Source organism: Stutzerimonas sp. 21-1 (assembly GCF_056336065.1).
On the sequence record NZ_CM150500.1, the window covers coordinates 424,133 to 450,342 of the forward strand.

Genomic DNA, 26,210 nt, shown 5'->3' on the forward strand with positions numbered 1-26,210 from the left:
CGTCGACCGGGTGTCCGCCATGCGGACGCCCGGTCGAGTGACATGGATCTATCAGCGAGCCGGAGCCGCTCATCTGTTCCCCGCCTGGGACAGCGTTTTACCGGAATGAGCTGACATCTGCAGTCGTTCCTCGTACCTACAAATCTAAGAACGAGATGAATGTAATGAACAAACAGTCGATCCAGATTGCGCTGGCTTATATGTCCGTGGTCATCGGTGGCGGCTTCGCCTCCGGCCAGGAAGTCCTCCAATTCTTCACCGGCTACGGGCTGGTCGGCGTCGCCGGTACGCTGGTCAGTGGCCTGCTGTTCGCCTTCCTCGGCATGCAGATCGCCCGCATGAGTTCGAAGATGCAGGCCAACTCGCACAAAGAAGTCCTCTACAGCCTGTTCGGCGCGCGTGTCGGCCTGGCCGTCGACGTGGTGCTGTCATTCTTCCTCTATGGCGTCGGCGTGGTCATGCTGGCCGGCTGCGGATCGATCTTCGCCCAGCAGTACGGCATGCATCCGCTGTTCGGCGGTGTGCTGATGACCGTGCTGGTGATCGCCACGCTGTGCCTGAACGTCAAGCGCATCATCGATCTGATCAGCGCGGTGATGCCGTTCCTGCTGGCGATGGTGCTGATCATCACCACCTACTCGATCTTCAACTACAACGCACCGGTCGAGACCCTCGATGCGATTGCCCGCGAGAACAACGAGACGGTCAGCTCCAACTGGTTCGTCGGCGCGCTGCTCTACGCCTCGTTCAACATCGCCGTAGGTTTCCCGATGCTGGCGGTGATCGGCGGGATGACCAAGCAATCCAAGGCTGCAGGGCTGGGTGGCGTGCTCGGCGGGCTCGGCCTGGGTGTGCTGATCCTGCTGCTGAACGTCGGTCTGTTCGCCAACATCAACCAGCTGCAGGGCTTCGAGATGCCGACCCTGGCGCTGGCATCGCGGATTTCCCCGCTGCTCTCGGTGGTCATGTCGGTAGCGCTGATCTGCATGGTCTATAGCACCGCTGTCGGCATGTTCTTCGCCTTCAGCGCACGTTTCGCCAAGCCCGAGTCGGCACGTTTCAAGGGCTTCAGCGCGATTTCGGTGTGCATCGGCCTGGCGCTGAGCCTGGGCGGTTTCAGCAAGCTGGTCGGCACCGTGTACCCGCTGCTCGGCTACGTCGGCTTTGCGCTGATCCTCGCCATCGTCTTCAGCTGGGTGCGCGGCCGCTCCCGCGCGAACCTCGAAGTGCAAAAACGCGAGCTAAGCCCGCTATCCTGACACTGCCCGGCGCCGGCCCACTGCAGGCCGGCGCCACTCGTTCGAGGAGAATTTAATGCCCATCCAGCGTCTGCACACTACCGCCCGCTACAGCGAGGCAGTCATCCACCGCGGCACGGTCTACCTGTCCGGGCAACTGGCCGACGATCTGTCGGGCGACATTCGCCAGCAGACCCGCGAAACCCTGCTGAGCATCGACCGCATGCTGGCCGAGGCCGGCAGCGACCGCTCGCGCCTGCTTTCGGCGCTGATTCATCTGCGCGACATGGCCGACTACGACGGCATGAACGAAGTCTGGGATGAGTGGCTGCCCAAAGGTTCCGCACCGGCGCGTACCACGGTGCAGGCGCTGATGTATTCGCCGCAGGTGCGGGTGGAAATCACCGTGGTGGCCGCGCTGCCGGACCTGTCCGGGCCGAACCTCTGACAGCAGGTGCATTGGATAGCGCGCCAGCGTGTTGTAAATTCCGAACGCCGTTGCCATCATGACAGCCTGTCGTTTCGCTCTTGATAGGAGAGCTCGTATTGGACGTCGGCGTTCGGCTGCAAACCATCCGCAAGCTCAAGGGGCTGTCTCAGCGTGAACTCGCCAAGCGTGCGGGCGTCACCAACAGCACCATTTCCATGATCGAGAAGAACAGCGTCAGCCCCTCGATCAGTTCGTTGAAAAAGGTTCTCGGCGGCATTCCGATGTCGCTGGTGGAGTTCTTCTCGCCGGATTTCGAGCAGGACAGCGACACCCAGGTGGTCTATAAGGCGAGCGAGCTGATCGACATCTCCGACGGTGCGGTGAGCATGAAGCTGGTGGGCAAGGCGCATCCGAGCAGGGCCATCGCCTTTCTCGACGAGACCTATCCACCCGGTGCGGACACCGGCCTGGACATGCTCGCCCACCAGGGTGAGGAGACCGGCATGCTGGTCGAGGGCCGGTTGGAACTGACGGTCAACGGGCAGACCTATGTGCTTGAAACCGGCGACAGCTACTACTTCGAGAGCAGCAAACCCCATCGTTTTCGCAATCCGTTCGACGCGCCGGCTCGGCTGATCAGCGCAACAACGCCGGCAAACTTCTGAGCGACGCCGCGCAATGCGACAAAGAGTCGCTGGCGATGGCAATTGTTTCGGCTTACGGGGCTTGCCGCTATACTACCGCCCGCTCGCGAACCGTGGCCGCGGGCGTGTCTAGCCACAATGAGGGTGAAAGGTGAACCTGATTAAGAAGATCCTGGTAGCACAGACTGCCGTAGTGGCCCTGTGGGCAATGAGCGCTCAGGCTGCGACTGACGAAGCTATCGCCGAGCGTCTGAAGCCGGTGGGCGAAGTATGCGTACAAGGCCAAGAGTGTGCGGCGGCCGGTGGCGGCGCTGCGGCGGCGGCCGGTAGTGCGGCACGCAGCGGCGAAGAAATCTACGGCAAGTTCTGCACCGCTTGCCACGGCTCCGGCCTGCTCAACGCGCCGAAGAGCGGTGACTCCGCGGCCTGGAGCGCACGTGCCGACGCCAAGGGCGGGCTTGATGGTCTGCTCAAGAGCGCCATCAGTGGCCTCAACGCCATGCCGCCGAAAGGCACCTGTGGCGACTGCTCGGACGACGAGCTCAAGGGCGCCATCAAGCACATGTCCGGTCTCTGATCGACAGACGCTGACCGCTGCACCGACAAAGCCGCCTACGGGCGGCTTTGTCGTATCTGCACGTCACTCGACGAACTGCACCTGGCCGTTCTCCAGCGAGGCGATGCGCGCCAGCGACTCGATGCGCAGGCCGGTTTCTTCCAGCTCGCGTCGACCGCTCTGGAACGACTTCTCGATGACGATCCCCAGGCCGACGACCGTCGCGCCAGCCTGCGCGATGATCGACAGCAGGCCCTTGGCGGCCTTGCCGTTGGCCAGGAAATCATCGATCACCAGCACCCGGTCGGTCGGCGACAGGTGGTTGGCGGCGATGGCGATGGTGCTCTCCACCTGCTTGGTGAAGGAGTACACCGAGGCAGTCAGCAGGTTGTCGGTCATCGTCAGCGACTGGTGCTTGCGCGCGAAGATCACCGGCACGCCCAGTTCCAGCCCGGTCATCACCGCCGGCGCGATGCCGGACGCCTCGAGGGTGACGATCTTGGTGACGCCGGCATCGCGAAAGCGGCGGGCGAATTCCTGGCCGATCTGCTGCATCAGTCGCGGATCGATCTGGTGATTGAGAAAGGCGTCGACCTTGAGCACGCGCTCGGACAGAACGATGCCTTCGCTGCGGATTTTCTGTTTCAGTAGTTCCACGTACGTGCTACCTCGAAAGGGGCTTCGGGCAGGCCTGGCCGGGTTCCCGAGCGGGGCGGCGCAGCCTGGAAAGCCGCGCATTTTCGCGCAATCCTGGCGGGCAGTGCAAAAATCCGACATGCGCCTAAATGACTGAACACCTGTAAGGATAAGCCGCCTAAGCTGGAAGGCCATTTCAACCAGCGGGGAATCACGCATGTTGCGTATTGCTATCAACGGGTATGGACGAATCGGTCGCGCGGTCGTGCGGGCCTTGTTCGAGCGTGGCCTGCAGGAGCAGGTGCAGATCGTCGCCATCAACGATCTCAGCGAGCACGGCACGCTGGTGCACCTGACGCGCTTCGACTCGACGTTCGGTCGCTTTCCGCAGCCGGTGGAGCTGCAGGGCGAGGCGATGGTCGTCGGCGGCCAGAGCATCCGCCTGCTCGCCGAGCGCGAGGCGAGCCGGCTGCCGTGGGGCGAGCTGGGCGTCGACGTGGTGCTCGAATGCACCGGCAAGTTCAAGCAGCGCGCCCTTGTCGAGCAGCACCTGCAGGCCGGTGCGCGCCGAGTGTTCGCCTCGCATCCGCTGGATGGCGCCGACCTGACCGTTGTCTATGGCGTCAACCACCAGCTGCTGGGCGACCAGCAGGTGATCTCCAACGCGTCCTGCACCACCAACTGCCTAGCGCCGCTGGCCAAGGTGCTGCACGAGGCAGTGGGTATTCGCCAGGGACTGCTGAACACCGTGCACTCCTACACCAACGACCAGAACCTGCTGGACAAGGCCCACAAGGACCTCTACCGCGCGCGCGCCGCGGCGCTGTCGATGATTCCGTCGACCACCGGCGCGGCCAAGGCCATCGGCCTGGTACTGCCGGAACTGGCCGGGCGGCTGGACGGGCTGTCGGTGCGGGTGCCGACGCCGAACGTCTCGCTGGTGGACCTGACCTTCGTCGCCGAGCGTGCGCCGCAGGGCGTCGAGGCCATCAACCGCATCCTGCGCGAGGGTGCGCAGCGGCTGCCGGCGGGTGTCATGGAATGCACCGAGGAGGCGCTGGTGTCTTGCGACTTCAACGGCTATCCGGCGTCCTGCGTGGCCGACCTCAGCCACACCCGCGTGCAGGGCGAGCTGGTCAAGGTACTGGCCTGGTACGACAACGAGTGGGGCTTCTCCAACCGCATGCTCGACGTGCTGTTGCACTGGAACCCGCAACCGGTTGCCTGAGCGGGTGTGCTCGCCGTCCGGTCGCGGCATCGCGCCGGGCGGCTGGGGGTGCTGTCTATACTCGCTGGACCCCCAGCGCCATTAACTGCCGGAGAGAGTCCATGAGTCATCGCATCGTCCTGCCGCGCCTGATGGAAATCGGCGCCGGCGCCAGCCAGCAGCTCGCCGTCGTGCTGCGCAGCCTGGGCTGCAGTCGTCCGCTGATCGTCACCGACCGCATGATGGTCGAACTGGGCTATGTCGATCGCCTCGAAGAACAGCTGCAGGCGGCGGGAATCGCCAGCCAGCGCTTCGCCGACACGCTGCCGGAGCCCACCGCGGCGTCGATCCGTGCCGGCGTGCAAATGGTCCGCGACGGTGACTTCGATTCCATCGTCGCCCTCGGCGGCGGCAGCCCGATCGACTCGGCCAAGGCCATCGGCATCCTCGGCCGCTACGGCGGCGAGATGCGCGACTATCGTTTCCCGCGTGATGTGTGCGAGCCCGGCCTGCCGCTGATCGCCATCCCCACCACCGCCGGCACCGGCTCGGAAGCGACGCGCTTCACCATCATCACTGATGAGACTAGCGACGAGAAAATGCTCTGCGCCGGCCTCGGTTTCATGCCGGTCGCCGCGCTGATCGACTACGAATTGACCCTTTCGCTGCCGCCGCGGGTCACCGCCGATACCGGCCTGGACGCGCTGACCCATGCCATCGAGGCGTATGTCAGTCGCAAGGCCAGCGGCTACAGCGATGCCCAGGCGCTGCAGGCCATGCGCCTGCTGGCGCCCAACCTGCGCACTGCCTTCCACGATTCGGGCAACCGTGCCGCGCGCGAGGCGATGATGCTTGGCGCGACACTGGCCGGTATCGCCTTCTCCAATGCCTCGGTGGCGCTGGTGCACGGCATGAGCCGGCCAATCGGTGCGTTCTTCCACGTGCCGCACGGGCTGTCCAACGCCATGCTGCTGCCGGCGGTCACCGCCTTCTCGATTCCCGCCGCGCCCGAGCGCTACGCCGACTGCGCCCGCGCGATGGGCGTTGCGGCACAGACCGACAGCGTCGAGACCGCCAATCAGCGGCTGCTCGTCGAGTTGCAGGCATTGAACCGCGAACTGCAGGTGCCGAGCCCCGGCCAGTACGGCATCGCCCGCGAGCGCTTCTTCGAATTGCGCGAGACGATGGCGCAGCAGGCGCTGGCGTCCGGTTCGCCGGGCAACAACCCGCGCGTGCCGACGCAGGCGGAGATCGTCGAGCTGTACGAGACGGTCTGGAACCAGGCATGAGCGCCGGCGCCGCGCGGCAATCGCGGCCGCCGGCGCCGTTCACAGCACGTAGAACAGCACCGCGATGAAGTGCAGCAGGCTGCCGCCCATGACGAACAGGTGCCAGATGCCGTGCCAGTGGCGGAAACGTTCGTCGAAGACGAAGAACACGATGCCCACCGTGTAGCAGATGCCGCCGGCCAGCAGCCAGGCGAAGCCCGCGCTGCCAAGCGCGGCGAGCAGCGGCTTGACCGCCACCAGCACGATCCAGCCCATCACCGCGTAGATCACCAGCGAGAGAATCCGTGCTTCCGAGCGTGGCTTGATCTCCTGCAGCATGCCGATTAGCGCCAGGCTCCAGACCACGCCGAACAGCGTCCAGCCCCAGAGCCCGGCCAGTGTCACCAGGCAGAACGGCGTATAGCTGCCGGCGATCAGCAGGTAGATCGACAGGTGATCGAGCTTGCGCATGATCACCTTCGCCCGTCCGCGCAGGCTGTGGTAGAGGGTGGAGATGCTGTAGAGCAGCACCAGGCTTATGCCGTAGATCGCCACGCTGACCATCTCGGCGAGCGATCCGCCGAGCGCGGCCAGCACCTGCAGCCAGATGGCGCCCAGGCAGGCGAGTAAGGCACCGACCAGGTGCGTCCAGGCGTTGAAGCGTTCGCCGTGGTACATCGGGGGCTCTCCGCACAGATGCGACAGGCCCAGCATGCCGCGTCCGCATGACCGGATACAGTCAAATCGATGAACGATCAGCGAAATGAAGGTGGTCGCGGCGCCGCGTTGTGCCCGCGCGAGGGCTTCGTTGCTCCGTCGACCCGGGGCTGCGCCGACCCCGCGCCGCCTGTCGTCAGCGCTTGAGCATCGCCCGCATCGCTGCCAGTGCGTCGTTGCCACGCGCGGCCTTCACTTCCACCGGCGCGTCTTCCTGGCCTTCCCATTCCAGGTCTTCGGGCGGCAGTTCGTCGAGGAAGCGACTGGGCATGCATTCGATGATTTCGCCATACTGCTTGCGCTTGGCGGCGAAGGTCATCGCCAGGTTCTGCCGCGCACGGGTGATGCCGACGTAGGCCAGGCGGCGTTCTTCCTCGATGGTGTCGGCTTCGATGCTGGAGCGGTGCGGGAGGATTTCCTCTTCCATGCCGAGAATGAACACGTAGGGGAATTCCAGGCCCTTGGAAGCATGCAGGGTCATCATCTGCACGCCCTCGGCGCCTTCTTCCTCTTCCTGCTGGCGTTCGAGCATGTCGCGCAGCACCAGCTTGGCGATCGCCTCCTCGATGGTCATCTCGCCTTCCTCGTCGCGCTCCAGAGTGTTCTTCAGCGCGTCGATGAGGAACCAGACGTTGCCCATGCGGAAGTCCGCGGCCTTGTCGCTGGAGGTCTGGCTGCGTACCCAGGTCTCGTAGTCGATGTCCATGACCATGCTGCGCAGGGCGGCGATGGGGTCGTTCTGCGCGCACTGCTGGCGCAGGTTGTCCATGTAGCGCTTGAAGCGCGCCAGGCGGTCGGTGAAACGGCTGTCCATCAGCTCGCCGAGGCCGATTTCGTCGCAGGCGGCGTACATGGAAATCTTGCGCGCAGTGGCGTAGTTGCCGAGCTTTTCCAAAGTGGTCGAACCGATCTCGCGGCGCGGCACGTTGATCACCCGCAGGAAGGCGTTGTCGTCGTCCGGGTTGACCAGCAGGCGGAAGTAGCTCATCAGGTCCTTCACCTCCTGGCGGCTGAAAAAGCTGGTGCCGCCGGACAGCCGATAGGGTATCTGGTGGTGCTGCAGCTTCAGCTCGATCAGCTTGGCCTGGTAGTTGCCGCGGTAGAGGATGGCGAAATCGCTGTAGGGCCGCTGAGTGCGCAGATGCAGCGTGAGGATTTCCATCGCCACGCGCTCGGCCTCGGCTTCTTCGTTGCGGCAGCGAATCACGCGGATCGGGTCGCCATGGCCCATTTCCGACCACAGCTGCTTCTCGAAGGCGTGCGGGTTGTTGGAGATCAGCACGTTGGCGCATTTGAGGATGCGGCTGGTGGAGCGGTAGTTCTGTTCCAGCATCACCACCTTCAGCGAGGGAAAGTCTTCCTTCAGCTGCATCAGGTTTTCCGGCCGCGCGCCGCGCCAGGCGTAGATCGACTGGTCGTCGTCGCCGACCACGGTGAAGTGCGCGCGCTGCTGCACCAGCAGTTTGACCAGCAGGTACTGGCTGGCGTTGGTGTCCTGGTATTCGTCGACCAGCATGTAGCGCACCTTGTTGCGCCACTTCTCCAGCACCTCGGGGTGGTCCTGGAACAGCTTCACCGGTTGCATGATCAGGTCGTCGAAGTCCACCGCGTTGTACGCCTTGAGCGTGCGCTGATAGTGGGTGTAGACGACGGCGGCGGTCTGCTCCTTGGGATTGCGCGCACTGGCCAGCGCTTCCTCGGGGGTGACCAGGTCGTTCTTCCAGCTGCCGATGTAGTTCTTGATCTCGTCCACGCCGTCATCGCCGGCGTATTCCTTCTGCATGATGTCGCTCAGCAGCGCCTTGATGTCGCCCTCGTCGAAGATCGAAAAGCCCGGCTTGTACCCCAGATGGACATATTCCTTGCGGATGATGTTCAGGCCCAGGTTGTGGAAGGTCGATACCGTCAGACCCTTGCCTTCGCCGCCGCGCAGCAGGCTGCTGACGCGCTCCTTCATCTCGCGGGCGGCCTTGTTGGTGAAGGTCACGGCGACGATGTACTGCGCGCGGATACCGCATTGCTGGATCAGGTAGGCGATCTTGCGGGTGATCACGCTGGTCTTGCCGGAGCCGGCGCCGGCGAGCACCAGCATGGGGCCGCCGACGTAGTTCACGGCTTCCTGCTGCCGGGGATTGAGTCGGGACATGGACGTTCGGGTTGTGGAAGGCGGGGCGCGAGTTTAACAGGCTAGCGCCGGGAAGCGGTTCGCTGACGACCGGTCGGCGCCCAATCGGCTGGCGGGCCTTGGTAAATGGGATTATTCCTTTATCTTGTCGAGCCAGCCCGCTCGCGCAGGCTGCTTCGACAGCGGACGTTTCCTGCGTCCATCTCACCACGCCCCGGGAGGCTGCTTGTCCGCGCCCATCGCACCCCTGTCATTGTTGCTGCTGGCCGAGCGCCCCGAGTGGGCGACACAGCTGCGTGGCTGCCTGGAGCAGCTGGCGGATGCGCCGGCGCTGCTGGTTGCCCCGGACTGGGCGACGGCACGGGCTACGCTGGACGATAGCGCCCGCGGCCTGCTGCTGACGACGCCAGCCTGTCGGCCGCCCGCGCACGAATGCCCCTGGCCGGTGATCCTGCTGCTCGACGCCGAGCCGGCCGAAGCGCCGGAAGGCGTGCTCGACTGGCTGGTGCGCGACCAGTTCAGTGCTGACGTGCTGCGCCGCTGCCTGCGCTATGCGCGCGAGCGCTGCCGGCTGCAGGGCTCGCTGCAGCACCTGAGCGAATACGACCCGTACACCGGCGTGGTCAATCGCCAGGGCTTCCAGGCCCTGCTGATGGCGGCGCTGGCCGAGCACCAGGGGCGCGGGCTGGTGCTCGGCTATCTGGATCTGGACGACTTTCGCCACGTCAACGATTCGCTCGGCCACCAGGCCGGGGATCGGCTGATGCTGCAGATCGTCGCGCGCCTGCAGGCGCAGCTGGAGGAGGGTGATGCCCTGGGACGGCTGGGCGGCGACGAGTTCGCCCTGCTGCTGGACGTGCGCGAACGGCCACGCCGCGCCGCCGAGATGGCCGATCGTCTGGTCGAAGCGCTCGCCGAACCCTACTGGGTCGACGGCGAGAGCCTGATGCTCGGCTGCAGCCTGGGGCTGGCGTCGGCGCGTCCGGGCATTGGCGCCGACCCGCTGATGTGGCATGCGCAGAGCGCCATGCGCCAGGCCAAGTCCCGCCAGGGGTGCACCTGGCAACTGTACGACGAGCAGGCCAGTCGCGGCGCGCGCAGCCTCGCCGAGCTGGAGAGCGAGCTGCGCAAGGCCCTGCGTCGTGGCGAGCTGGAGCTGCACTACCAGCCGCGCCTGTGCCTGAGCAGCGGGCGGATTCTCGGGCTGGAGGCGCTGGTGCGCTGGGCACACCCGGAGCGCGGCCTGCTGACGCCCGAAGCGTTCATTCCGCTGGCCGAGGAGAGCGGGCTGATCGTGCCGCTTGGCTACTGGGTCATCGCCCGCGCCCTGCATGACCTGCAGGCGTTGCGTGCGCAGGGTGGCGATGCGCTGCACATGGCGATCAACCTGTCGTTCCGCCAGTTCCAGGACAGCCAGCTGCTGGCGACGCTCAGCCGGCTGATCGAGGAATGCGGCATCGATCCGCACTGGCTGGAATTCGAGCTGACCGAAACGGCGGTGATGCGCCGCAGCGAGCAGGTCCGGCGCACCATGGAAACCTTGCGCAAGCTCGGCGTGCGGTTTTCCCTGGACGATTTCGGCACCGGCTTCTCGTCGTTCGTGCACCTGTCCAGCCTGCCGATCGCGCTGTTGAAGATCGACAAGAGCTTTGTCGCCGGCATGGAGGGCAACCGTCGGCTGGTGCATGCGATGGTCAACCTCGCCCGCGACCTGCAGCTGGAAATCGTCGCCGAAGGGGTGGAAACCGCCGCGCAGCTGGAGCAGCTCAAGCGCTTCGGTGCGCACCAGATCCAGGGCTATCTGGTCAGCCGGCCGCTGCCGCTGGCCGAGCTGGCGGTCTTCATGCGCGGCGAGCGCCGCGCCGGGCTGGCGCACTGAGCCAACCCGACGCCTTGCGTCAGCGCACCATGTGCAGGAAGTGCATGTGTTTCTCGTACTGGTCGAGGATGTCGCCGATCACGCCCTCGCGGCTCCAGCCCATCACGTCGTAGTCCTGGCCGCCTTCCTTGAGGTGCACCTCGGCGCGGAAGTACTTGCGCTCGCCGGGCTCGTCGTCCTCGCTGCGCGGCACGAAGCTGGGCATCACGTAGGCGCGTGGCCGCACCTCGTAGAGGAAGTCGGGCTCGCCCTCGTGGACGATTTCGATGCGGATGCGCTGGTCCTCGCCCTCGCTGACCGTGGCGCCGTAGCCCTGCTTGCGAATTTCCTCGGCAACCGCCTCACAGGCCGGACGCACCACTTCGGCAATGAAGCGCACCACATGGCGGCGCCGCGGAAACATCGTCAGATTGCGCAGGCGGCGCTGCCAGTCGCTGTAGGCGCGCGGCGTGGCTGGCGAGGTGGTGATCGCCTGGTAGCGCAGGCCCTGCTTGGTCGCATCGATACGCAGCGCCTTGAGCAGGCCCCACATCGAGCAGAGCAGCGCGAGGGTGAAGGGTAGGGCGCTGGCGATGGTGGCCGTCTGCAGCGCGGTGAGGCCGTCGGCCAGCAGCAGCGCAATGGCCACGCCGGCCATCAGCATGGCCCAGAAGATGCGCTGGCGCGCCGGGGTGTTGTCATTGCCACCGGAGGCCAGCATGTCGACCACCATGGCGCCGGAATCCGCCGAGGTGACGAAGAACACCACCACCATGACGATCGCCAGCAGCGACAGCAGCGCGGAGAAGGGAAAGTGCTCGAGGAAGGCGAACAGCGCCAGCGAGCTGTCGCGCTCGATGGCTTCGCCGAGGCTGCTGACGTTTTCCCAGAGGATCATGTGAATCGCCGTGTCGCCGAACACTGTCATCCACAGCAGGGTGAAGGCGGTTGGCACCAGCAGCACGCCGGCCACGAACTCGCGGATCGTCCGCCCGCGCGAGATGCGCGCGATGAACAGGCCGACGAAGGGTGACCAGGCCAGCCACCAGCCCCAGTAGAACAGCGTCCAGCCGCCGATCCAGTCGTTCGGCTCGTAGGCGTACAGGTTGAAGGTCTTGTTGACGATGTCCGCCAGGTAGCTGCCGGTGTTCTGCACGAACGTCTGCAGGATGAACACCGTCGGCCCGACGATCATCACCAGCACCATCAGCAGCACCGCCAGCGACAGGTTCAGCTCGGACAGCCGGCGTACGCCCTTGTCCAGCCCGCTGACCACCGAGAGCGTGGCCAAGGCGCTCGTCGCCAGGATAAGGCCGATCTGCACCGGCAGCGAGATCGGCAGGCCGTAGAGGTGGTTCAGGCCGGTGTTGATCTGGGTGACGCCCAGGCCCAGCGAGGTAGCCACGCCAAGCACGGTGCTGATGATCGCGAAGGTATCCACCGCATGCCCGATGGGCCCGTGGATACGCTCGCCGATCAGCGGATACAGCGCCGAGCGCAGCGCCAGCGGCAGGCCGTGGCGATAGGCGAAGTAGGCCAGAATCATCGCCACGATGGCGTAGATCGACCAGGCATGCAGGCCCCAGTGGAAGAACGTGATCTTCATCGCCTCGCGCGCGGCGAGCACGCTGCCGCCTTCGCCGATCGGTGGCGAGAGGAAGTGCATCACCGGCTCGGCAACGCCGAAGAACATCAGGCCGATGCCCATGCCGGCGGAAAACAGCATGGCGAACCAGGTGGTACGCGAATAGTCAGGCTCGCTATGGTCGGGGCCGAGCTTGATGTCGCCGTAGCGGCTGAGCGCCAGCAGCACCACCATCAGCAGGATCAGTGCGACGGCAAGGATGTACAGCCAGCTGAGGTGGGCGACGATCCACGCCTGGGTCGTGCTGAACAGCGACTGCGCGTGTTGCGGCAGGGCGACGCTGTAGATCACCAGCGCCAGGATGATGAATGCCGAGCTGTAGAAGACCGGCGGATTGATGGTTGTAGCGGAAGACTTTCTTGCCTCCATGCTGCGCTCCTTCGTGGGTCTGGGGAGTGGCCGCCTGTGGCGAAAGCGCACCAATCTAACATAGACAACGAAACGGCCCTGGTGTCTACGGCGCGCTTGCCAGCGCCGCGCAGCGTGTCAGGCCTGGGCGGCGGGGCGGTATTGCAGCGCTTCGGCGAGGTGCTGACGGGAGATTTCCGCCGTCGCGTCCAGGTCGGCCAGCGTGCGCGCTACCTTGAGCAGGCGGTGCGCGGCGCGCAGCGACAGGCCGAGGCGTTCGCAGGCGTGCTCCAGCCATTGCTGGTCGACGCCGTCCAGCCGACAGTGCTGGCGCAGGCCGGCGAGGTCGAGAAAGGCATTGGCGCAGCCCTGACGACGCAGCTGCAGCTGGCGTGCGGCCGCCACCTGAGCGGCCACTTCCGCGCTGCTCTGGCCATGCTGCGCGGGTGCATTCAGCGAGGTGGTTTCGCGCGCGACCGTCAGGTGCAGGTCGATGCGATCGAGCAGCGGGCCGGAGAGTTTGCCGCGGTAGCGCTGGATCTGCTCCGGGGTGCAGCGGCAGCGTCCGCCGGGATCGCCGAGATAGCCGCAAGGGCAGGGGTTCATCGCCGCCACCAGCTGGAAGCGCGCTGGGAAGCGCACCTTGTCGCGTGCCCGGGCAATGACGATCTGCCCCGATTCCAGCGGCTCGCGCAGCACCTCCAGCACCTTGCGATCGAACTCCGGCAGCTCGTCGAGAAACAGCACGCCCTGGTGCGCCAGGGTGATCTCGCCCGGCTGCGGCCGGCTGCCCCCACCGACCAGCGCCGGACCTGACGCGCTGTGGTGCGGCTGGCGAAACGGCCGCTGCGGCCAGTGCGCCAGAGGGCCGTGGCTGGCTACCGACTGGATCGCCGCGACTTCCAGCGCTTCCTGCTCGTCCAGCGGCGGCAGCAGGCCGGGCAGACGGCTGGCCAGCAGTGTCTTGCCAGTGCCGGGCGGGCCGGAGAACAACAGGTTGTGCGCACCCGCCGCGGCGACCAGCAGGCCGCGCTTGGCGGCGAGCTGGCCTTGCACGTCGGCCAGGTCGGGGTAGGGCAGCACCTGGCGCAGCAGGCCTTCGGCGACATAGGGCGTCAGCGGCGTGGTGCCGCTGAAATGCGCGGCGACTTCCAGCAGGTGCTCGGCGGCATACACGGTCAGGCCGGACGCCAGGCTGGCTTCCTCGGCATTGGCCCGCGGCACCAGCAGCGCGCGGCCGGCGGCGCGAGCGGCAAGCGCGGCGGGCAGCACGCCCTGCACCGGCCGCAGCGCCCCGGAAAGCGCCAGCTCGCCCAGGCATTCGAGCCCGTCCAGGCGCTCGGCTGGCAGCTGACCGCTGGCCGCTAGGATGCCCAGGGCGATGGCCAGGTCGAAGCGGCCGCCGTCCTTGGGCAGGTCGGCGGGGGCGAGGTTGAGGGTGATGCGGCGGGCGGGGAAGTCGAAACCGGAGGTGAGGATGGCGCTGCGCACGCGATCCTTGCTTTCCTTCACCGCGGTTTCCGGTAGGCCGACCAGCGCCAGCGAGGGCAGGCCGTTGGCCAGATGCGCCTCGACGGTCACCGGTGGCGCTTCAACGCCGCTCTGTGCGCGGCTGTGGACGATGGCCAGGGACATTCGATCACTCCTTGATCGTGTCGCGGCCCGGTCGATCAGGACACGGGCGGCGTGAGCTTTTCTTCCAGTTCGGCGACCTTGGCTTCCAGCGCCTCCAGGCGCGCGCGGGTGCGGGCGAGTACCACCATCTGGCTGTCGAATTCGTCGCGGCTGACCACGTCGAGCTTGTTCAGCGCGCCCTGCACCACGGCTTTGAGCTGGGCTTCGAACTCGGGGCGCGGCAGCGGGGTGTCGCCGTTGAACAGGCGTGACGCCTGGGAACCGAGGGCATCGAGGAAGGCTTTGGGTGGCAGCATGACAGGTACCTGCATTTGAACGGCCGGCAGTGTAGCACGCGCTTTTTTGTGCAGACCGTGCCCGTGGTTGCACAGGATTTGCGCAGATATACAGGCTCGCGTGCGCCATTGTGGTGCATCGCTGCGCTGGCTTTTCCTCGCTGGCGCTTGCCCTTAGCGCCTGGCGCCTTGCCGGGCGGGCGTTTCGGCAAACTGGCATCGATTCTGCTTTGACCCTCTCGACGCATGCACCAGTGCGGCGCCCGGTTGGATCGCACAACGGACGGGCACGCAGTCGGACCTGCGCCTGGCAAGCAGTCCGGGCGTTACAAGAGCCGGACACCAGCTTAGACTTGCTGCGGGTTCGTACTTCTGGGGCAAGTCCACCTAAACGGGAGAAGTTTCATGAAACTAGTCACTGCCATCATCAAGCCGTTCAAGCTGGACGACGTGCGCGAGTCGCTGTCCGAAATCGGCGTCCAGGGCATCACCGTCACCGAGGTCAAGGGCTTCGGTCGTCAGAAGGGGCACACCGAGCTGTATCGCGGTGCCGAATACGTCGTCGACTTCCTGCCGAAGGTGAAGATCGACGTGGCCATCGCCGACGATCAGCTCGATCGCGTAATCGAGGCCATCACCAAGGCGGCCAACACCGGCAAGATCGGCGACGGCAAGATCTTCGTCGTCAACCTGGAACAGGCCATTCGCATCCGTACCGGCGAAACCGATACCGACGCGATCTAACGCACCCCCAACGAACCCCCACGCCCCAGGAGTAACACCATGACTCTGCGCAAATTCGCAGGGCTAGGAGCCCTATTGTCCCTGCTAAGCCCCGGCCTCGCGCTGGCGCAGGACGCGACGCTGGATTCAGGCGATACGGCATGGATGCTCACCGCCACCGCGCTGGTGCTGTTCATGACGATCCCTGGCCTGGCACTGTTCTACGGCGGCATGGTCCGCTCGAAGAACATCCTCTCGGTGATGATGCAGTGCTTCGCCATCACCGGCCTGATGAGCGTCCTGTGGATGGTCTACGGCTATAGCCTGGCCTTCGACACCACCGGCATGGAGGCGGGAGTGATCAACTTCAGCTCCTTCGTCGGCGGCCTGGAGCGCGCCTTCCTCAGCGGCCTGACGGTCGACAGTTTGGTCGGCGCCTTCCCCGAAAGCGTGTTCATCACCTTCCAGATGACCTTCGCCATCATCACCCCGGCGCTGATCGTCGGTGCCTTTGCCGAGCGCATGAAGTTCTCGGCGATGCTGATCTTCATGACCGTCTGGTTCACCCTGGTCTACGCGCCGATCGCGCACATGGTCTGGGGCGGCGACGGCGGCCTGATGTGGGACTGGGGCGTGCTGGACTTCGCCGGCGGCACCGTGGTGCACATCAACGCCGGTATCGCCGGTCTGGTGGCCTGCCTGGTGCTGGGCAAGCGCAAGGGCTTCCCGGTCACGCCGATGGCCCCGCATAACCTCGGTCTGACGCTGATGGGTGCGGCCATGCTGTGGATCGGCTGGTTCGGCTTCAATGCCGGCTCGGCGGCCGCTGCCAACGGTACCGCCGGCATGGCCATGCTGGTGACGCAGATCGCCACGGCCGCGGCGGCGCTGAGCTGGATGTTCGCCGAGTGGATCACCCACGGTAAACCGAGCGCACTGGGCATCGCCTCGGGCGTGGTGGCCGGTCTGGTCGCCATCACCCCGGCGGCGGGCACCGTCGGTCCGATGGGCGCATTGATCATCGGTCTGGCCTCGGGCGTGATCTGCTTCTTCTGCGCCACCAGCCTCAAGCGCAAGCTCGGCTACGACGACTCGCTGGACGCCTTCGGCGTGCACGGTGTCGGCGGCATCGTCGGCGCGCTGCTCACCGGCGTGTTTGCGGCGCCGGCGCTTGGTGGCTTCGGCGAGGTGGAGAACATCGCGCTGCAGGTGTGGATCCAGTTCAAGGGCGTGCTGTTCACCGTGGTCTACACCGCCATCGTCACCTTCGTGATCCTCAAGGTGATCGATGCGGTGATGGGCCTGCGGGTGAACGACGAAGAGGAAACCGTGGGCCTGGACCTCAGCCTGCACAACGAACGCGGCTACAACCTCTAGCGACATCCCGCGCGGCGATCGCGCAACCATCACGCAGCGGTTGGCAAGGGCGCCTTTTGGCGCCCTTTGCTTTTTCCGCGACCGCGCTAGAATGCGCCCGATTCGCCTCCGAGCCGGGTTTCCAGCATGTGGCAACAGACCCTGATCACGCTGCGCCCGCGTCCGCGCGGTTTTCATCTGATCACCGACGAGCTGCAGGCCGCGTTGCCGGAACTGCGGCGCTGCGAGGTCGGTCTGTTACACCTGTGGCTGCGGCATACCTCGGCGTCGCTGACCGTCAATGAGAACGCCGATGGCGCGGTCCGACGCGATTTCGAGCGTTTCTTCGATCGCCTGGCACCGCAGGGCGAGCCGGGCTACGAACACGATTACGAGGGGCCGGACGATCTGCCGGCGCACTTCAAGGCCAGCCTGCTGGGCTGCCAGTTGAGCGTTCCGGTTACCGCCGGGCGCCTGGCGCTCGGCACCTGGCAGGGCATCTATCTCGGCGAGCACCGCGAGCAGGGAGGCGCCAGGCAACTGCTGGCGACCCTGCATGGCATGCAGAGTTGAATTTTTTTGGCGATGCCAGAGGTTGTGCATCGCTGGGCTATAACTACCGCTTTGGCGAGCCATGAGGTTGAACATGAGCGACGAAGAACTCGAACAAGACGATCTGGACGTGACTGACGAGGAAGACGGGGAGGAAGAGCTGAGCGCGGCCGACGACGGCGACGAGGCTCTGGACGACGAGGGCACCGACAGCGAGCGCGCCACGCCGACGCCGAAGAAGGCTAAGGCCAAGGCCGCCGAGCCGGATGAGCTGCCCAGCCTGGAAGCCAAGCAGAAGGAGCGCGATGCACTGGCCCGGGCGATGGAAGAATTCCTCGCGCGTGGCGGCAAGGTGCAGGAAGTCGAGCCGAACGTGGTGGCCGATCCGCCCAAGAAGCCCGACAGCAAGTACGGCAGCCGGCCCATCTGAGTCCGCGCGCCAAGCGAAGAGCCCGCCATCGTGCGGGCTCTTTCGTTTCAGCGGCCTCGGCGAGTCACCGCGACCAGTGCCGCAGCACGCCGGGCAGCTCCGTGAGGCTGTGGATTTCGGCCTCGGGGCGGCGTGCCTGTTGCCACGGCAGGCGCTGCGGGTTGTACCAGATGGCGCGGAAACCGGCCTGCTGGGCACCGAAGATGTCGTCCTCGTGGTGGTCGCCGATGTGCACGGCTTGCGCCGCACTCACACCGGCCAGCCGTAACGCCTCGCGGAACGGCCGCGGGTCGGGCTTGCCGATGCCCAGGTCCTCGGCGCACAGGGCGAACTGGAAGTAGTCGGCCAGCCCCAGTCGTCGCACGTCGGCATTGCCGTTGGTGAGCACGCCGAGGATGTAGTGATTGGCCAGCCATTCCAGCGTTGGCAGAACCTCCGGCGCCAGTTTGATCGCATGGCGGGCGTCGAGAAACACCCGGAAGCCCGCGTCGGTGAGCTGCTGCGCCTGCGTCTGCTCATAGCCGGCATCTGTCAGCGCATGGAACAGAATCCGCCGGCGCAGCTCGCTGATGCGGTGGCGCAGCGCGGGTTCGCGCTCGATCAGCATGCGGCGGATCGCGCCCAGCGCCTCGATGGGGAAATCGCCGAGCAGCGGCGCGTTGGCCGTCAGCCAGTCGCGCAGCGCCCGCTCCGCGCCCTGGATGATCGGCTTGGCCTGCCAGAGGGTGTCGTCGAGGTCGAAGGTGATCAGGCGAAGGTTCAAGATTCACTGTCCTGCTTGCGTCTGGCCCGTGGATGCGCCTGATCGTAGACCTTGGCCAGGTGCTGGAAGTCCAGGTGGGTGTAGATCTGCGTGGTGCCGATATCGGCGTGGCCGAGCAGTTCCTGCACCGAGCGCAGGTCCTGCGACGACTCCAGCAGATGGCTGGCGAAGCTGTGACGGAGCATGTGCGGATGCAGGTGCTGGCCCAGCTCGCGGGCGCCGGCGGCCTGCACCCGCTTGTGCACCGCGCGCTGGCCGAGGCGGCGGCCCTGCTGGCCGATGAACACCGCGCCGTCGGCCGGATTGGCCAGCGCGCGCAGCGGCAGCCAGGCGCGCAACGCCTCGCGCGCCTGACGTCCGACCGGCAGCTCGCGCTCCTTGTTGCCTTTGCCGATGACTCGCACCAGCCCGGCGGCCAGGTCGAGCTGGTCGAGATTCAGACCGACCAGCTCGGACAGGCGCAGCCCGGAGGAATAGAACAGCTCGAGCATGGCCTGGTCGCGACGGGCGATGAAGTCGTCCTCGACGGCGCCGTCGAGCAGCTGCATCGCGCGGTCGGTGTCGAGCAGGCGCGGCAGGCGCTTCTCGCCCTTGGGCGCGCTGACGCCGCTGGCCGGATCATGCGCGCAGATCCCTTCCTGATTGAGGTAGCGATACAGTCCGCGCAGCGACGACAGCAGGCGCGCCAGGCTGCGGCTGGAAAGGCCCTGGCGATGCAGTTCGGCAATCAGCTGGCGCACCTGCTGGGTGCGCAGCGCCGCCCACTGCTGCACCGACTGGCGCTCGCAGAAGGCGAGCACCCGGGCCAGATCGCGGCGGTAGCCGTCCAGGGTATGCGGCGACATCTGTCGCTCGCTGTGCAGATGCTGCAAATAGCGATCGAGATCGGTTTGCACGGGGCCTCCCAACGATGGCGGACACTGCGCCGACCGGACCGCCTGCCGCGAAATGCCGGAGGCTCAGCGCACCGAACGCAGCGGCACGGCGAAGCGCGGCAACACCCGCGCCAGCACCTCGGCGATGTAACCGAGGAACAGCGTGCCGAGCGAACTCTTGTAGTGCTGCGGATCGGGACTACCGATCGCCAGCGCGCCGAGTTGCTGATCGAGCATGACTACCGCCGCCGAGCCGACACTGGCGCTGTGCTCCTCGCCGAACAGGAAGGCCAGTTCGTGGGCGCGCAGCGCACCGCAGATGGTCTTGCCGCCGGCGAGCAAGCCGCCAATGCTCTGCTGGGCTTCGGCCGGGCTGACGCTGCGCCCCACCGGCAGCACGGCATCGCTGAACAGGATCAGGCTGACATAGGGCACCTGGAATTCGTGGCGCAGGCTGTCCTCGACCGCACTGACCATCTCTTCCAGGCTGCTGGCGTCGAGCAGGTCGAGCACCAGCCGGCGGGTCTTGTCGAACAGCCGGTCGTTGTCGCGGGCGACATCCATCAATTGCGACAGCCGGTGGCGCATCTCGATGTTGCGCTCGCGCAGCAGCTTGACCTGGCGCTCGACCAGCGACACGGCCGCGCCGGGCTGGTGTGGCAGGCGCAGTTCGGTGAGCAACTCGTCGTGATCGACGAAGAATTCCGGATGAGCACGCAGGTAGGCGGCGACGGCTTCGGCGTCGGGCAGCGGCGCGGTGGCCGGGGTCTGCTCGGTCATAGGCGAACCTGTCCTTCGAAAACGCGAACGGCGGGGCCGGTCATCATAACTGGCTGGCCGGGACCTGCCCATTCAATGGACAGACGGCCGCCGGGCAGGTCGATCTGCACCGGCGAATCCATCCAGCCCTGGCGGATCGCCGCGACTGCTGCGGCACAGGCGCCGGTGCCGCAGGCCTGGGTCTCGCCGGCTCCGCGTTCCCACACGCGCAGGCGCGCATGGCCACGGTCGACCACCTGCAGGAAGCCGACGTTGACCCGCTGCGGGAAGCGCGGGTGGTGTTCGATCTGCGGTCCCAGTTCGTGCACGGGCGCAGTGTCGACGCTGTCGACGCGCAGCACTGCATGGGGATTGCCCATCGACACGGCGGCGAGCTCGACGCGGCGGCCGGCGACATCCAATGGATAGCTCAGTGCCTCGGCGTCGGCCTGGAAGGGGATGTCCGTCGGCTTCAGGCGGGGCGGCCCCATGTCGACGCGAATCTGCCCGTCGGGGCGGATGTCCAGCTCGATGATGCCGCCCTTGGTTTCGACCTTGATCTTGCGTTTGACGGTCAGGCGCTTGTCGACCACGAAGCGGGCGAAGCAGCGCGCGCCGTTACCGCACTGCTCCACTTCCGAGCCGTCGGCATTGAAGATGCGGTAGCGGAAGTCGACGTCCGGATTCTGCGGCGGCTCGACGATCAGCAGCTGATCGAAGCCGATGCCGGTGTGGCGGTCGCCCCACTGCTTGGCGTGCTTGGGCTGGATGTGCGCGTGCTGGCTGATCAGGTCGATGACCATGAAGTCGTTGCCCAGCCCGTGCATCTTGGTAAAGCGCAAAAGCATCGGGTTGGCCTCAACGGGGCAGCAGGCTTTCGCCGGCGTAGAGTTCCTGCACGCTTTCGCGACGGCGTACTTCGAAGGCCTCGTCGCCATCCACCAGCACCTCGGCGGCGCGGCCGCGGGTGTTGTAGTTGGAACTCATGACGAAACCGTAGGCGCCGGCCGAGCAGACAGCCAGCAGGTCGCCCTCGGCTAACTCCAGGGTGCGGTCCTTGGCGAGGAAGTCACCGGTCTCGCAGATCGGCCCGACGATGTCGTAGCGGCGGCCTTCGCCCTCGCGCGGCTGCACCGCGACGACGTTCATCCAGGCCTGATACAGCGCCGGGCGGATCAGGTCGTTCATCGCCGCGTCGACGATGGCGAAATCCTTGTGCGCGGTGTGCTTGAGGTATTCCACGCGGGTCAGCAGTACGCCGGCGTTGGCGACGATCGAGCGACCCGGTTCGAATACCAGCGCCAGTCCGCGGCCTTCGATGCGCTGGCGCACGGCCTGGATGTAGTCGCCGGCCAGCGGTGGTTGCTCGTCGCGGTAGCGCACGCCGAGACCGCCGCCCAGGTCCAGGTGACGGATGTGGATGCCGCGTGCGGCCAGGCGGTCGATCAGCCCGAGCAGGCGGTCCAGCGCATCGAGGAACGGCGGCAGGCTGGTCAGCTGCGAGCCGATATGGCAATCGACGCCGACCACTTGCAGATTCGCCAGCTCGGCGGCGCGGGTGTAGACCGCTTCGGCATCGGCGATGGCGATGCCGAACTTGTTTTCCTTGAGGCCGGTGGAAATGTACGGATGGGTGCCGGCGTCGACGTCCGGGTTGACCCGCAGCGACACCGGCGCCTTGACGCCCAGCTCGGCGGCGACCTGCTGCAGGCGCTCCAGCTCGTCGGTGGATTCGACGTTGAAGCAGTGCACGCCGACTTCCAGCGCGCGGCGCATGTCGTCGCGGGTCTTGCCGACGCCGGAGAAGACGATACGGTCCGGCTGGCCGCCAGCGGCCAGCACGCGCTCCAGTTCACCGCGCGAAACGATGTCGAAGCCCGCGCCCAGACGCGCCAGTACGTTCAGCACGCCCAGATTCGAATTGGCTTTGACGGCGAAGCAGACCAGATGCGGCATGCCATCCAGCGCATCGGCATAGGCCCGGTACTGGGCTTCGATGTGCTCGCGGGAATAGACGTAGGTCGGTGTGCCGAAGCGCTGCGCGAGCGCGGACAGCGCCACGCCCTCCGCGAAGAGTTGACCGTCGCGGTACGAGAAGGCCTCCATGATCAGCCTCCTTTAGAGTTCGAAACGGTCTTTGGAACGTTCTTTGGCGGTGGCCTCGTCGTCCGGCAGATACAACGGGCCTTTCTGGCCGCAGCCGCCGAGAACGGAGGCGAGAACGGCGAGCGCGACAAGGGGAAGCAGCAGACGCTTCATGGGGGACAATCCTTGAAAAATCGAATGGCCGGAGTATACCCAGCACCCGGCGGATTGCCTATCGAGCAGCCGCGGCGGCGGGGCCGGCTCGCCTGGGTTGCGACGGGCCTGCTAAGCTCGCGTCCTCGATGCGACCGCCGGTCGCGCGTCACCTTGAGGACCCCCGCATGAGCCTGAGCGAAGCCCGCTACCACGATCTCGTCGACGCCGCCCAGGAAGAGGTGGAGGATGTGTTCGACGACAGCGCCCTGGATGTCGATCTGGAGAATTCCGGCGGCGTGCTGACCGTGCGGTTCGCCAACGGCAGCCAGCTGATCCTCAGCCGCCAGCCGGCGCTGCGCCAGCTGTGGGTCGCGGCGCGCTCCGGCGGTTTCCACTTCGATTACGACGAGGACGCCGAGCTGTGGATCTGCGACAGCAGCGAGGAGCGCCTGGGTGAACTGCTGGCGCGCGTCACCCAGGAGCAGGGCGGCGAAGCGCTGGCCTTCGAGGACCTCTGAGCGGGCCCCGCGCGGCTCTCTTTGCTAATTCGAGCGGCTGTGATACGGTCGCCGCAGGTCACAAAACCCCGCCTTCGGGCGGGGTTTTGCTTTTTTTGCGTTTGGATTTCACAGGAGCGAGCCAGAACCCATGACCAGTGCACCGTCGATCATCCTTACCCAACTCGATCTGCAGCGGCTCGAACGGCTGCTCGACAGCCTGGACGAGTACGGCCCGGCTGCCGAGGCGCTGGAGCAGGAGTTGTCGCGGGCGAAGGTCGTCTCGCGCAGCGAGATGCCCGCTGGCGTCGTGACCATGAATTCGCGCGTACATTGCCGCGAGGAAGGCAGCGGCAAGGACTACCACCTGACCCTGGTCTATCCGCAGGATGCCGGCAAGCCGGGCACCGTGTCGGTACTGGCACCGGTGGGCACCGCGCTGCTGGGCATGAGCGTCGGCCAGCACATCGACTGGCCGACCCCGGGCGGCAAGGTCATCAAGCTCACGCTGCTGGAAGTGGAATACCAGCCGGAAGCGGCGGGCGACACCGGCCTGTGATGCCGGCGGCCGCGCGGCGCGCTTAGAGGTGCGCCAGCGCGGCGTTCAGCGCGGCTTCGAGCCGCGCTTTGTAGCGCAGCAGCTGCACCGTCTGGCTGCGGCCGCTGCCATGCATACCCGAGAGATCCAGATCGGTGATGTAGCAGGGGTAGCGCTCGCCATCGCGGCGCTGCGACAGAATGTGTTCGGCGACCGCGATACACAGCCGGGCGCCGTACTCCAGTTCGGAAAACTCCCGGTGGTTGCAGTACAGCGTCACCTGCGAGCGCGTTTCGCCCGGTTCGACAATGGCCTGCACTTCGTAGCAGGCATCGCTCGTCCCGCCCTGCGGTAACGGGCGCCGCTCCACGCTGGCCGAGGGTTCGCCCGGGTCGCCGTGCAGACGGTAGAGCTGAATGTCGAAAGCCGCCTCGCCGTCATCCCCGTGCAGCGACACGCGAGCGTTGCGCCGATATTCCACCGACCTCAGAAAGCGCAGCAGCGGCATCAGCAATTGCTGTTCGTCGCGAAACGGCAGGCGCTGGCACCACAGTGCGTTGCACTCGTCGAGAATGCTCAGCTCGGCCGTCTCGCCGCGCACGCGGTAGAACAGCTGCAGGCAATCGGGGCGCGCCAGTGGCAGGATCAGGCGCAGGTCGTCGCCCTTGAGCGCATGCCGATCGAGCCGCAGCGGACGATAGACGTGATGCGCCTCGCCCAGGTGGGCGAGCAGCGCGGTGCGGTCGTTCAGGCTGGTGGCGCGGACGCTGTCGGGCCGGCGTTCGAGCAGATGGAACTGCTGGCGCACCTGCAGCAGGTAGCGACTGTGCACGCTGGCGAGCTGCAGGCGGGCCTCCAGCAGCAGCTCTTCGACACGCCGGGTGATGGCCTGCCCGCGATTGCGCGAGAAGCAGCGCACCTGCAGCTGCGGCAGTCCGTCGACGGCATCGGCCGGCAGGCTCTGCAGGTGGTCGCGCAGGCAGTCGGGCAGTGCATGCGGGCCTTCGTAGCGGCTGACGATCAGCTCGTTCCAGCTGCTCAGCTGCACCTGATCGATGCTCAGCACCAGATTCTCCCGCGCTGCGGCATAGCCCAGCGGGTCGCTGTGCGCGCCATCCTCGGGCATCTGCAACAGGGAGCGCTGATCGAGCGGATCGAGGCCGACGTTGACCAGCAGCAGCACCGTGCGCGGCTGCGCGGTGGCGAGCAGCGTCTGTGCATCAACCGGCGGCAGGGGCAGCGGCAGTGCCTGGCGTAGCTCGCTGAGCAGGTTGAACAGCTCCAGCTCGCTCACGCCGCTGTCGCCGGCGAACAGCGAGACGCGGGTGCCGGCGTCGATCACGCCGTTACGATGACACCAGGCGAGCAGCGGGATCAGTTCGCGCGTGCGCTTGAGCGGGGCGAAGTTCGCCCATTCCTGAGCGTTCAGGCTGCCGGTGAACAGCGACCAGCACAGATCACCGGCGGCGTCCTCGCCGTGCACCAGCGTCAGGCTGTCTTCGGCCATGTTCGGCGAGATACCGATATTGAGCACCTCGACCTTGCCGACCTTGCGCTCGATGGTGGCGAACAGGCGACGGCCGAGCACACTCAGATCGCGGCGGCTGACCGAGCTGGCGACCTGCTGCAGACGGGTGAAATCGCTGAGGAAGCGGTAGCCGAGCGCCAGTTCGTTGGCCAGCGCCTGGCGCTCCTGTATGACCTGACGCACCTTCCACCGACTGCGGTCGTCGAGCCGGGCGAGCAGGCGCTCGTCCCACTGCCAGTCGCGTACCAGCTGCTCGAGCAGCACGCGTTGCCAGCTCTTGTTGCGGTTGCGCGGCGGGCGGCTGAGCGGGCGGTTGACCTTCAGGTACAGGCAGCGCCGGGCCAGTTCGAGGCGTTCGGGTGCGTCGCGGTCGCGCAGGTATTGCTCGATGGCGCGATAGGCGCAGATGTAGGGGTCGAGTTCTTCGATCTTCAGTTGGCCGGCGTACACCGCCTGCTTGAACGCCAGCGCCAGGCAATGCACCTGCGGATGTTGGCTGGCGTAGACCTCCACCAGCAGGAGCTTGAATAACGATTTGTAGGGTGCCTCGATGGCCTTGTATAGCTGCCAGAGCCCGGCGCCGACGAACTCGCCGGGCGGTATCTGCTGCAGATGGCCGAGATCGAGCACGTCCTCGGCGCGGACGAAACGCCGCTCCAGCAGCGTATCCACATAGCTGTGGTAGCGGTGTTCCTCGTAGGCCGGCACCAGCCACCAGACCGGCGTGCGACCGCCGAGCCAGATCGCCGTGCGATAGAACTCATCGAGCAACAGGTAGTGCTGAGTGGTGCCGCAGTCGTCGGAGGTGAGCTGCGTCTCGCGCTGGCCCTGAACGAAACGCTGCGGGTCGACCAGGAAGAAATGCGCTTCGCTGCCCAGGCTGGCGGCCCAGGCCGTCAGCAGATCGCATTTGCGGCGCAGTTCGTCGAGCTGGCGGGCGTCGAGTGCCGAATCGTGGCAGACCCATACGTCGAGATCGCTGTGCTCCTCCTGCGCCACGGTACCGAGGCTGCCCATCAGGTACAGCCCCCAGATCGGCTGGGCCGGGCGGCCGCGCAATGGCTTGTAGGTGAACGAGCGGGTCAGGCGCTGTGCTTCGGCGAGCAGTTCGGTATCCGGCTCGAAGCCCGACAGCCCCGCCGGCGTGCTCGCCGAGACATAGCCGGGCAACAGCGGATGGTTGACGTGAAACAGCAGGGGCAGCAGCTGGACCGCCTGCTGCTGGCGCGTCGACAGCCCCTGCATCGCGCGCTCCAGGCGTGCCGCGCTCAGCGCCAGAAAACGCGCGCGCAGGGTGGCGAGCACCTTGCGGTCGATGCCTTCCTCGAGAATCGGCTGAATGGGTAGGCTGCGGGTCATTGCATTG

Annotated in this window: 26 protein-coding genes; 13 read left to right on the plus strand and 13 right to left on the minus strand. The window is 66.2% G+C overall.

The annotated features are described in order from the left end of the window. Positions 1-164: 164 nt before the first annotated feature. From AC0ZJQ_RS01940 to AC0ZJQ_RS01955, 4 genes are all read left to right on the plus strand, one after another. On the plus strand, positions 165-1,259 hold the full coding sequence (locus AC0ZJQ_RS01940) for a YkvI family membrane protein (protein WP_213662502.1): 1,095 nt from the start codon (positions 165-167) through the stop codon (positions 1,257-1,259). 55 nt (positions 1,260-1,314) lie between these two features. After that, positions 1,315-1,686 carry a RidA family protein gene (locus AC0ZJQ_RS01945; protein WP_043297873.1) on the plus strand — a complete coding sequence of 124 codons (372 nt, stop codon included), beginning with the start codon at positions 1,315-1,317 and terminating at the stop codon, positions 1,684-1,686. A gap of 98 nt (positions 1,687-1,784) precedes the next feature. Beyond that, positions 1,785-2,333 carry a cupin domain-containing protein gene (locus AC0ZJQ_RS01950; protein WP_008568399.1) on the plus strand — a complete coding sequence of 183 codons (549 nt, stop codon included), beginning with the start codon at positions 1,785-1,787 and terminating at the stop codon, positions 2,331-2,333. A 130-nt stretch (positions 2,334-2,463) separates the two neighbouring features. After that, a complete protein-coding gene (locus AC0ZJQ_RS01955; protein WP_301619663.1) occupies positions 2,464-2,889 on the plus strand; it encodes a c-type cytochrome in 426 nt (141 codons plus the stop codon). Between the two features lie 63 nt (positions 2,890-2,952). Here the strand turns inward: AC0ZJQ_RS01955 and AC0ZJQ_RS01960 are convergent, their stop codons facing one another. Then, positions 2,953-3,525, minus strand: coding sequence for a xanthine phosphoribosyltransferase (locus tag AC0ZJQ_RS01960; protein WP_213662504.1), 573 nt, complete (start codon positions 3,523-3,525; stop codon positions 2,953-2,955). A 196-nt stretch (positions 3,526-3,721) separates the two neighbouring features. Between AC0ZJQ_RS01960 and gap the strand changes: the two genes are divergently transcribed. After that, on the plus strand, positions 3,722-4,732 hold the full coding sequence (gene gap / locus AC0ZJQ_RS01965; protein ID WP_102829037.1) for a type I glyceraldehyde-3-phosphate dehydrogenase: 1,011 nt from the start codon (positions 3,722-3,724) through the stop codon (positions 4,730-4,732). A 101-nt stretch (positions 4,733-4,833) separates the two neighbouring features. Beyond that, positions 4,834-6,000 carry an iron-containing alcohol dehydrogenase gene (locus AC0ZJQ_RS01970; RefSeq protein WP_165594818.1) on the plus strand — a complete coding sequence of 389 codons (1,167 nt, stop codon included), beginning with the start codon at positions 4,834-4,836 and terminating at the stop codon, positions 5,998-6,000. Positions 6,001-6,039: 39 nt separating this feature from the next. Here AC0ZJQ_RS01970 and trhA read toward each other — a convergent pair whose 3' ends face one another. Both trhA and rep read right to left on the minus strand, forming a co-directional pair. Further along, entirely contained in the window at positions 6,040-6,657 is a 618-nt protein-coding gene (gene trhA / locus AC0ZJQ_RS01975) for a PAQR family membrane homeostasis protein TrhA (RefSeq protein WP_476477269.1), read from the minus strand. Between the two features lie 175 nt (positions 6,658-6,832). Further along, positions 6,833-8,842 carry a DNA helicase Rep gene (rep, locus tag AC0ZJQ_RS01980; RefSeq protein WP_008568391.1) on the minus strand — a complete coding sequence of 670 codons (2,010 nt, stop codon included), beginning with the start codon at positions 8,840-8,842 and terminating at the stop codon, positions 6,833-6,835. 205 nt (positions 8,843-9,047) lie between these two features. On the opposite strand from rep, the gene AC0ZJQ_RS01985 reads away from it, so the two are divergent. Continuing rightward, a complete protein-coding gene (locus tag AC0ZJQ_RS01985; protein WP_476477270.1) occupies positions 9,048-10,700 on the plus strand; it encodes a putative bifunctional diguanylate cyclase/phosphodiesterase in 1,653 nt (550 codons plus the stop codon). Between the two features lie 19 nt (positions 10,701-10,719). Here AC0ZJQ_RS01985 and AC0ZJQ_RS01990 read toward each other — a convergent pair whose 3' ends face one another. From AC0ZJQ_RS01990 to AC0ZJQ_RS02000, 3 genes are all read right to left on the minus strand, one after another. Next, a complete protein-coding gene (locus AC0ZJQ_RS01990; protein ID WP_476477271.1) occupies positions 10,720-12,693 on the minus strand; it encodes a BCCT family transporter in 1,974 nt (657 codons plus the stop codon). A gap of 117 nt (positions 12,694-12,810) precedes the next feature. Next, positions 12,811-14,307: a YifB family Mg chelatase-like AAA ATPase gene (locus tag AC0ZJQ_RS01995; RefSeq protein WP_165594814.1), complete on the minus strand. Its 1,497-nt coding sequence runs from the start codon at positions 14,305-14,307 to the stop codon at positions 12,811-12,813. Between the two features lie 35 nt (positions 14,308-14,342). After that, complete coding sequence (locus AC0ZJQ_RS02000) at positions 14,343-14,603, minus strand: accessory factor UbiK family protein (protein WP_008568387.1); 261 nt, start codon at positions 14,601-14,603, stop codon at positions 14,343-14,345. Between the two features lie 384 nt (positions 14,604-14,987). Between AC0ZJQ_RS02000 and glnK the strand changes: the two genes are divergently transcribed. The 4 genes from glnK to sutA all read left to right on the plus strand — a co-directional run bounded on the left by glnK (position 14,988) and on the right by sutA (position 17,643). Then, positions 14,988-15,326 (plus strand): P-II family nitrogen regulator, encoded by a 339-nt coding sequence (glnK, locus tag AC0ZJQ_RS02005; RefSeq protein WP_003096476.1) that lies wholly within the window; start codon positions 14,988-14,990, stop codon positions 15,324-15,326. 39 nt (positions 15,327-15,365) lie between these two features. Further along, positions 15,366-16,682: an ammonium transporter gene (locus AC0ZJQ_RS02010; RefSeq protein WP_008568370.1), complete on the plus strand. Its 1,317-nt coding sequence runs from the start codon at positions 15,366-15,368 to the stop codon at positions 16,680-16,682. Positions 16,683-16,808: 126 nt separating this feature from the next. Next, on the plus strand, positions 16,809-17,234 hold the full coding sequence (locus tag AC0ZJQ_RS02015) for a secondary thiamine-phosphate synthase enzyme YjbQ (protein WP_165594813.1): 426 nt from the start codon (positions 16,809-16,811) through the stop codon (positions 17,232-17,234). Between the two features lie 73 nt (positions 17,235-17,307). Beyond that, the gene (sutA, locus tag AC0ZJQ_RS02020) at positions 17,308-17,643 is read left to right on the plus strand and encodes a transcriptional regulator SutA (RefSeq protein WP_008568368.1); all 336 of its coding nucleotides are present in this window, start codon (positions 17,308-17,310) and stop codon (positions 17,641-17,643) included. Positions 17,644-17,707: 64 nt separating this feature from the next. Here sutA and AC0ZJQ_RS02025 read toward each other — a convergent pair whose 3' ends face one another. The 6 genes from AC0ZJQ_RS02025 to lptM all read right to left on the minus strand — a co-directional run bounded on the left by AC0ZJQ_RS02025 (position 17,708) and on the right by lptM (position 22,299). Further along, the gene (locus AC0ZJQ_RS02025; protein WP_314020053.1) at positions 17,708-18,406 is read right to left on the minus strand and encodes an HAD family hydrolase; all 699 of its coding nucleotides are present in this window, start codon (positions 18,404-18,406) and stop codon (positions 17,708-17,710) included. Next, positions 18,403-19,302, minus strand: coding sequence for a tyrosine recombinase XerC (gene xerC / locus AC0ZJQ_RS02030; protein WP_314020054.1), 900 nt, complete (start codon positions 19,300-19,302; stop codon positions 18,403-18,405). The genes AC0ZJQ_RS02025 and xerC overlap by 4 nt, the downstream gene beginning before the upstream one ends. Positions 19,303-19,365: 63 nt before the next feature. Continuing rightward, on the minus strand, positions 19,366-20,061 hold the full coding sequence (locus tag AC0ZJQ_RS02035) for a DUF484 family protein (protein WP_314020055.1): 696 nt from the start codon (positions 20,059-20,061) through the stop codon (positions 19,366-19,368). After that, positions 20,058-20,888 (minus strand): diaminopimelate epimerase, encoded by an 831-nt coding sequence (gene dapF / locus AC0ZJQ_RS02040; RefSeq protein ID WP_314020056.1) that lies wholly within the window; start codon positions 20,886-20,888, stop codon positions 20,058-20,060. Before dapF ends, AC0ZJQ_RS02035 begins: the two co-directional genes overlap by 4 nt. A gap of 10 nt (positions 20,889-20,898) precedes the next feature. Beyond that, positions 20,899-22,146, minus strand: coding sequence for a diaminopimelate decarboxylase (gene lysA / locus AC0ZJQ_RS02045; protein WP_314020057.1), 1,248 nt, complete (start codon positions 22,144-22,146; stop codon positions 20,899-20,901). A gap of 12 nt (positions 22,147-22,158) precedes the next feature. Beyond that, complete coding sequence (gene lptM / locus AC0ZJQ_RS02050) at positions 22,159-22,299, minus strand: LPS translocon maturation chaperone LptM (protein ID WP_037020009.1); 141 nt, start codon at positions 22,297-22,299, stop codon at positions 22,159-22,161. 167 nt (positions 22,300-22,466) lie between these two features. Between lptM and cyaY the strand changes: the two genes are divergently transcribed. Together cyaY and rnk are read left to right on the plus strand one after the other, a co-directional pair. Beyond that, the gene (gene cyaY / locus AC0ZJQ_RS02055; RefSeq protein ID WP_167136825.1) at positions 22,467-22,799 is read left to right on the plus strand and encodes an iron donor protein CyaY; all 333 of its coding nucleotides are present in this window, start codon (positions 22,467-22,469) and stop codon (positions 22,797-22,799) included. Positions 22,800-22,929: 130 nt separating this feature from the next. Next, a complete protein-coding gene (rnk, locus tag AC0ZJQ_RS02060) occupies positions 22,930-23,337 on the plus strand; it encodes a nucleoside diphosphate kinase regulator (protein ID WP_008568359.1) in 408 nt (135 codons plus the stop codon). Between the two features lie 22 nt (positions 23,338-23,359). On the opposite strand, the gene AC0ZJQ_RS02065 is transcribed toward rnk, so the two are convergent. After that, positions 23,360-26,203, minus strand: coding sequence for a class I adenylate cyclase (locus AC0ZJQ_RS02065; protein ID WP_476477272.1), 2,844 nt, complete (start codon positions 26,201-26,203; stop codon positions 23,360-23,362). Positions 26,204-26,210 lie beyond the last annotated feature (7 nt).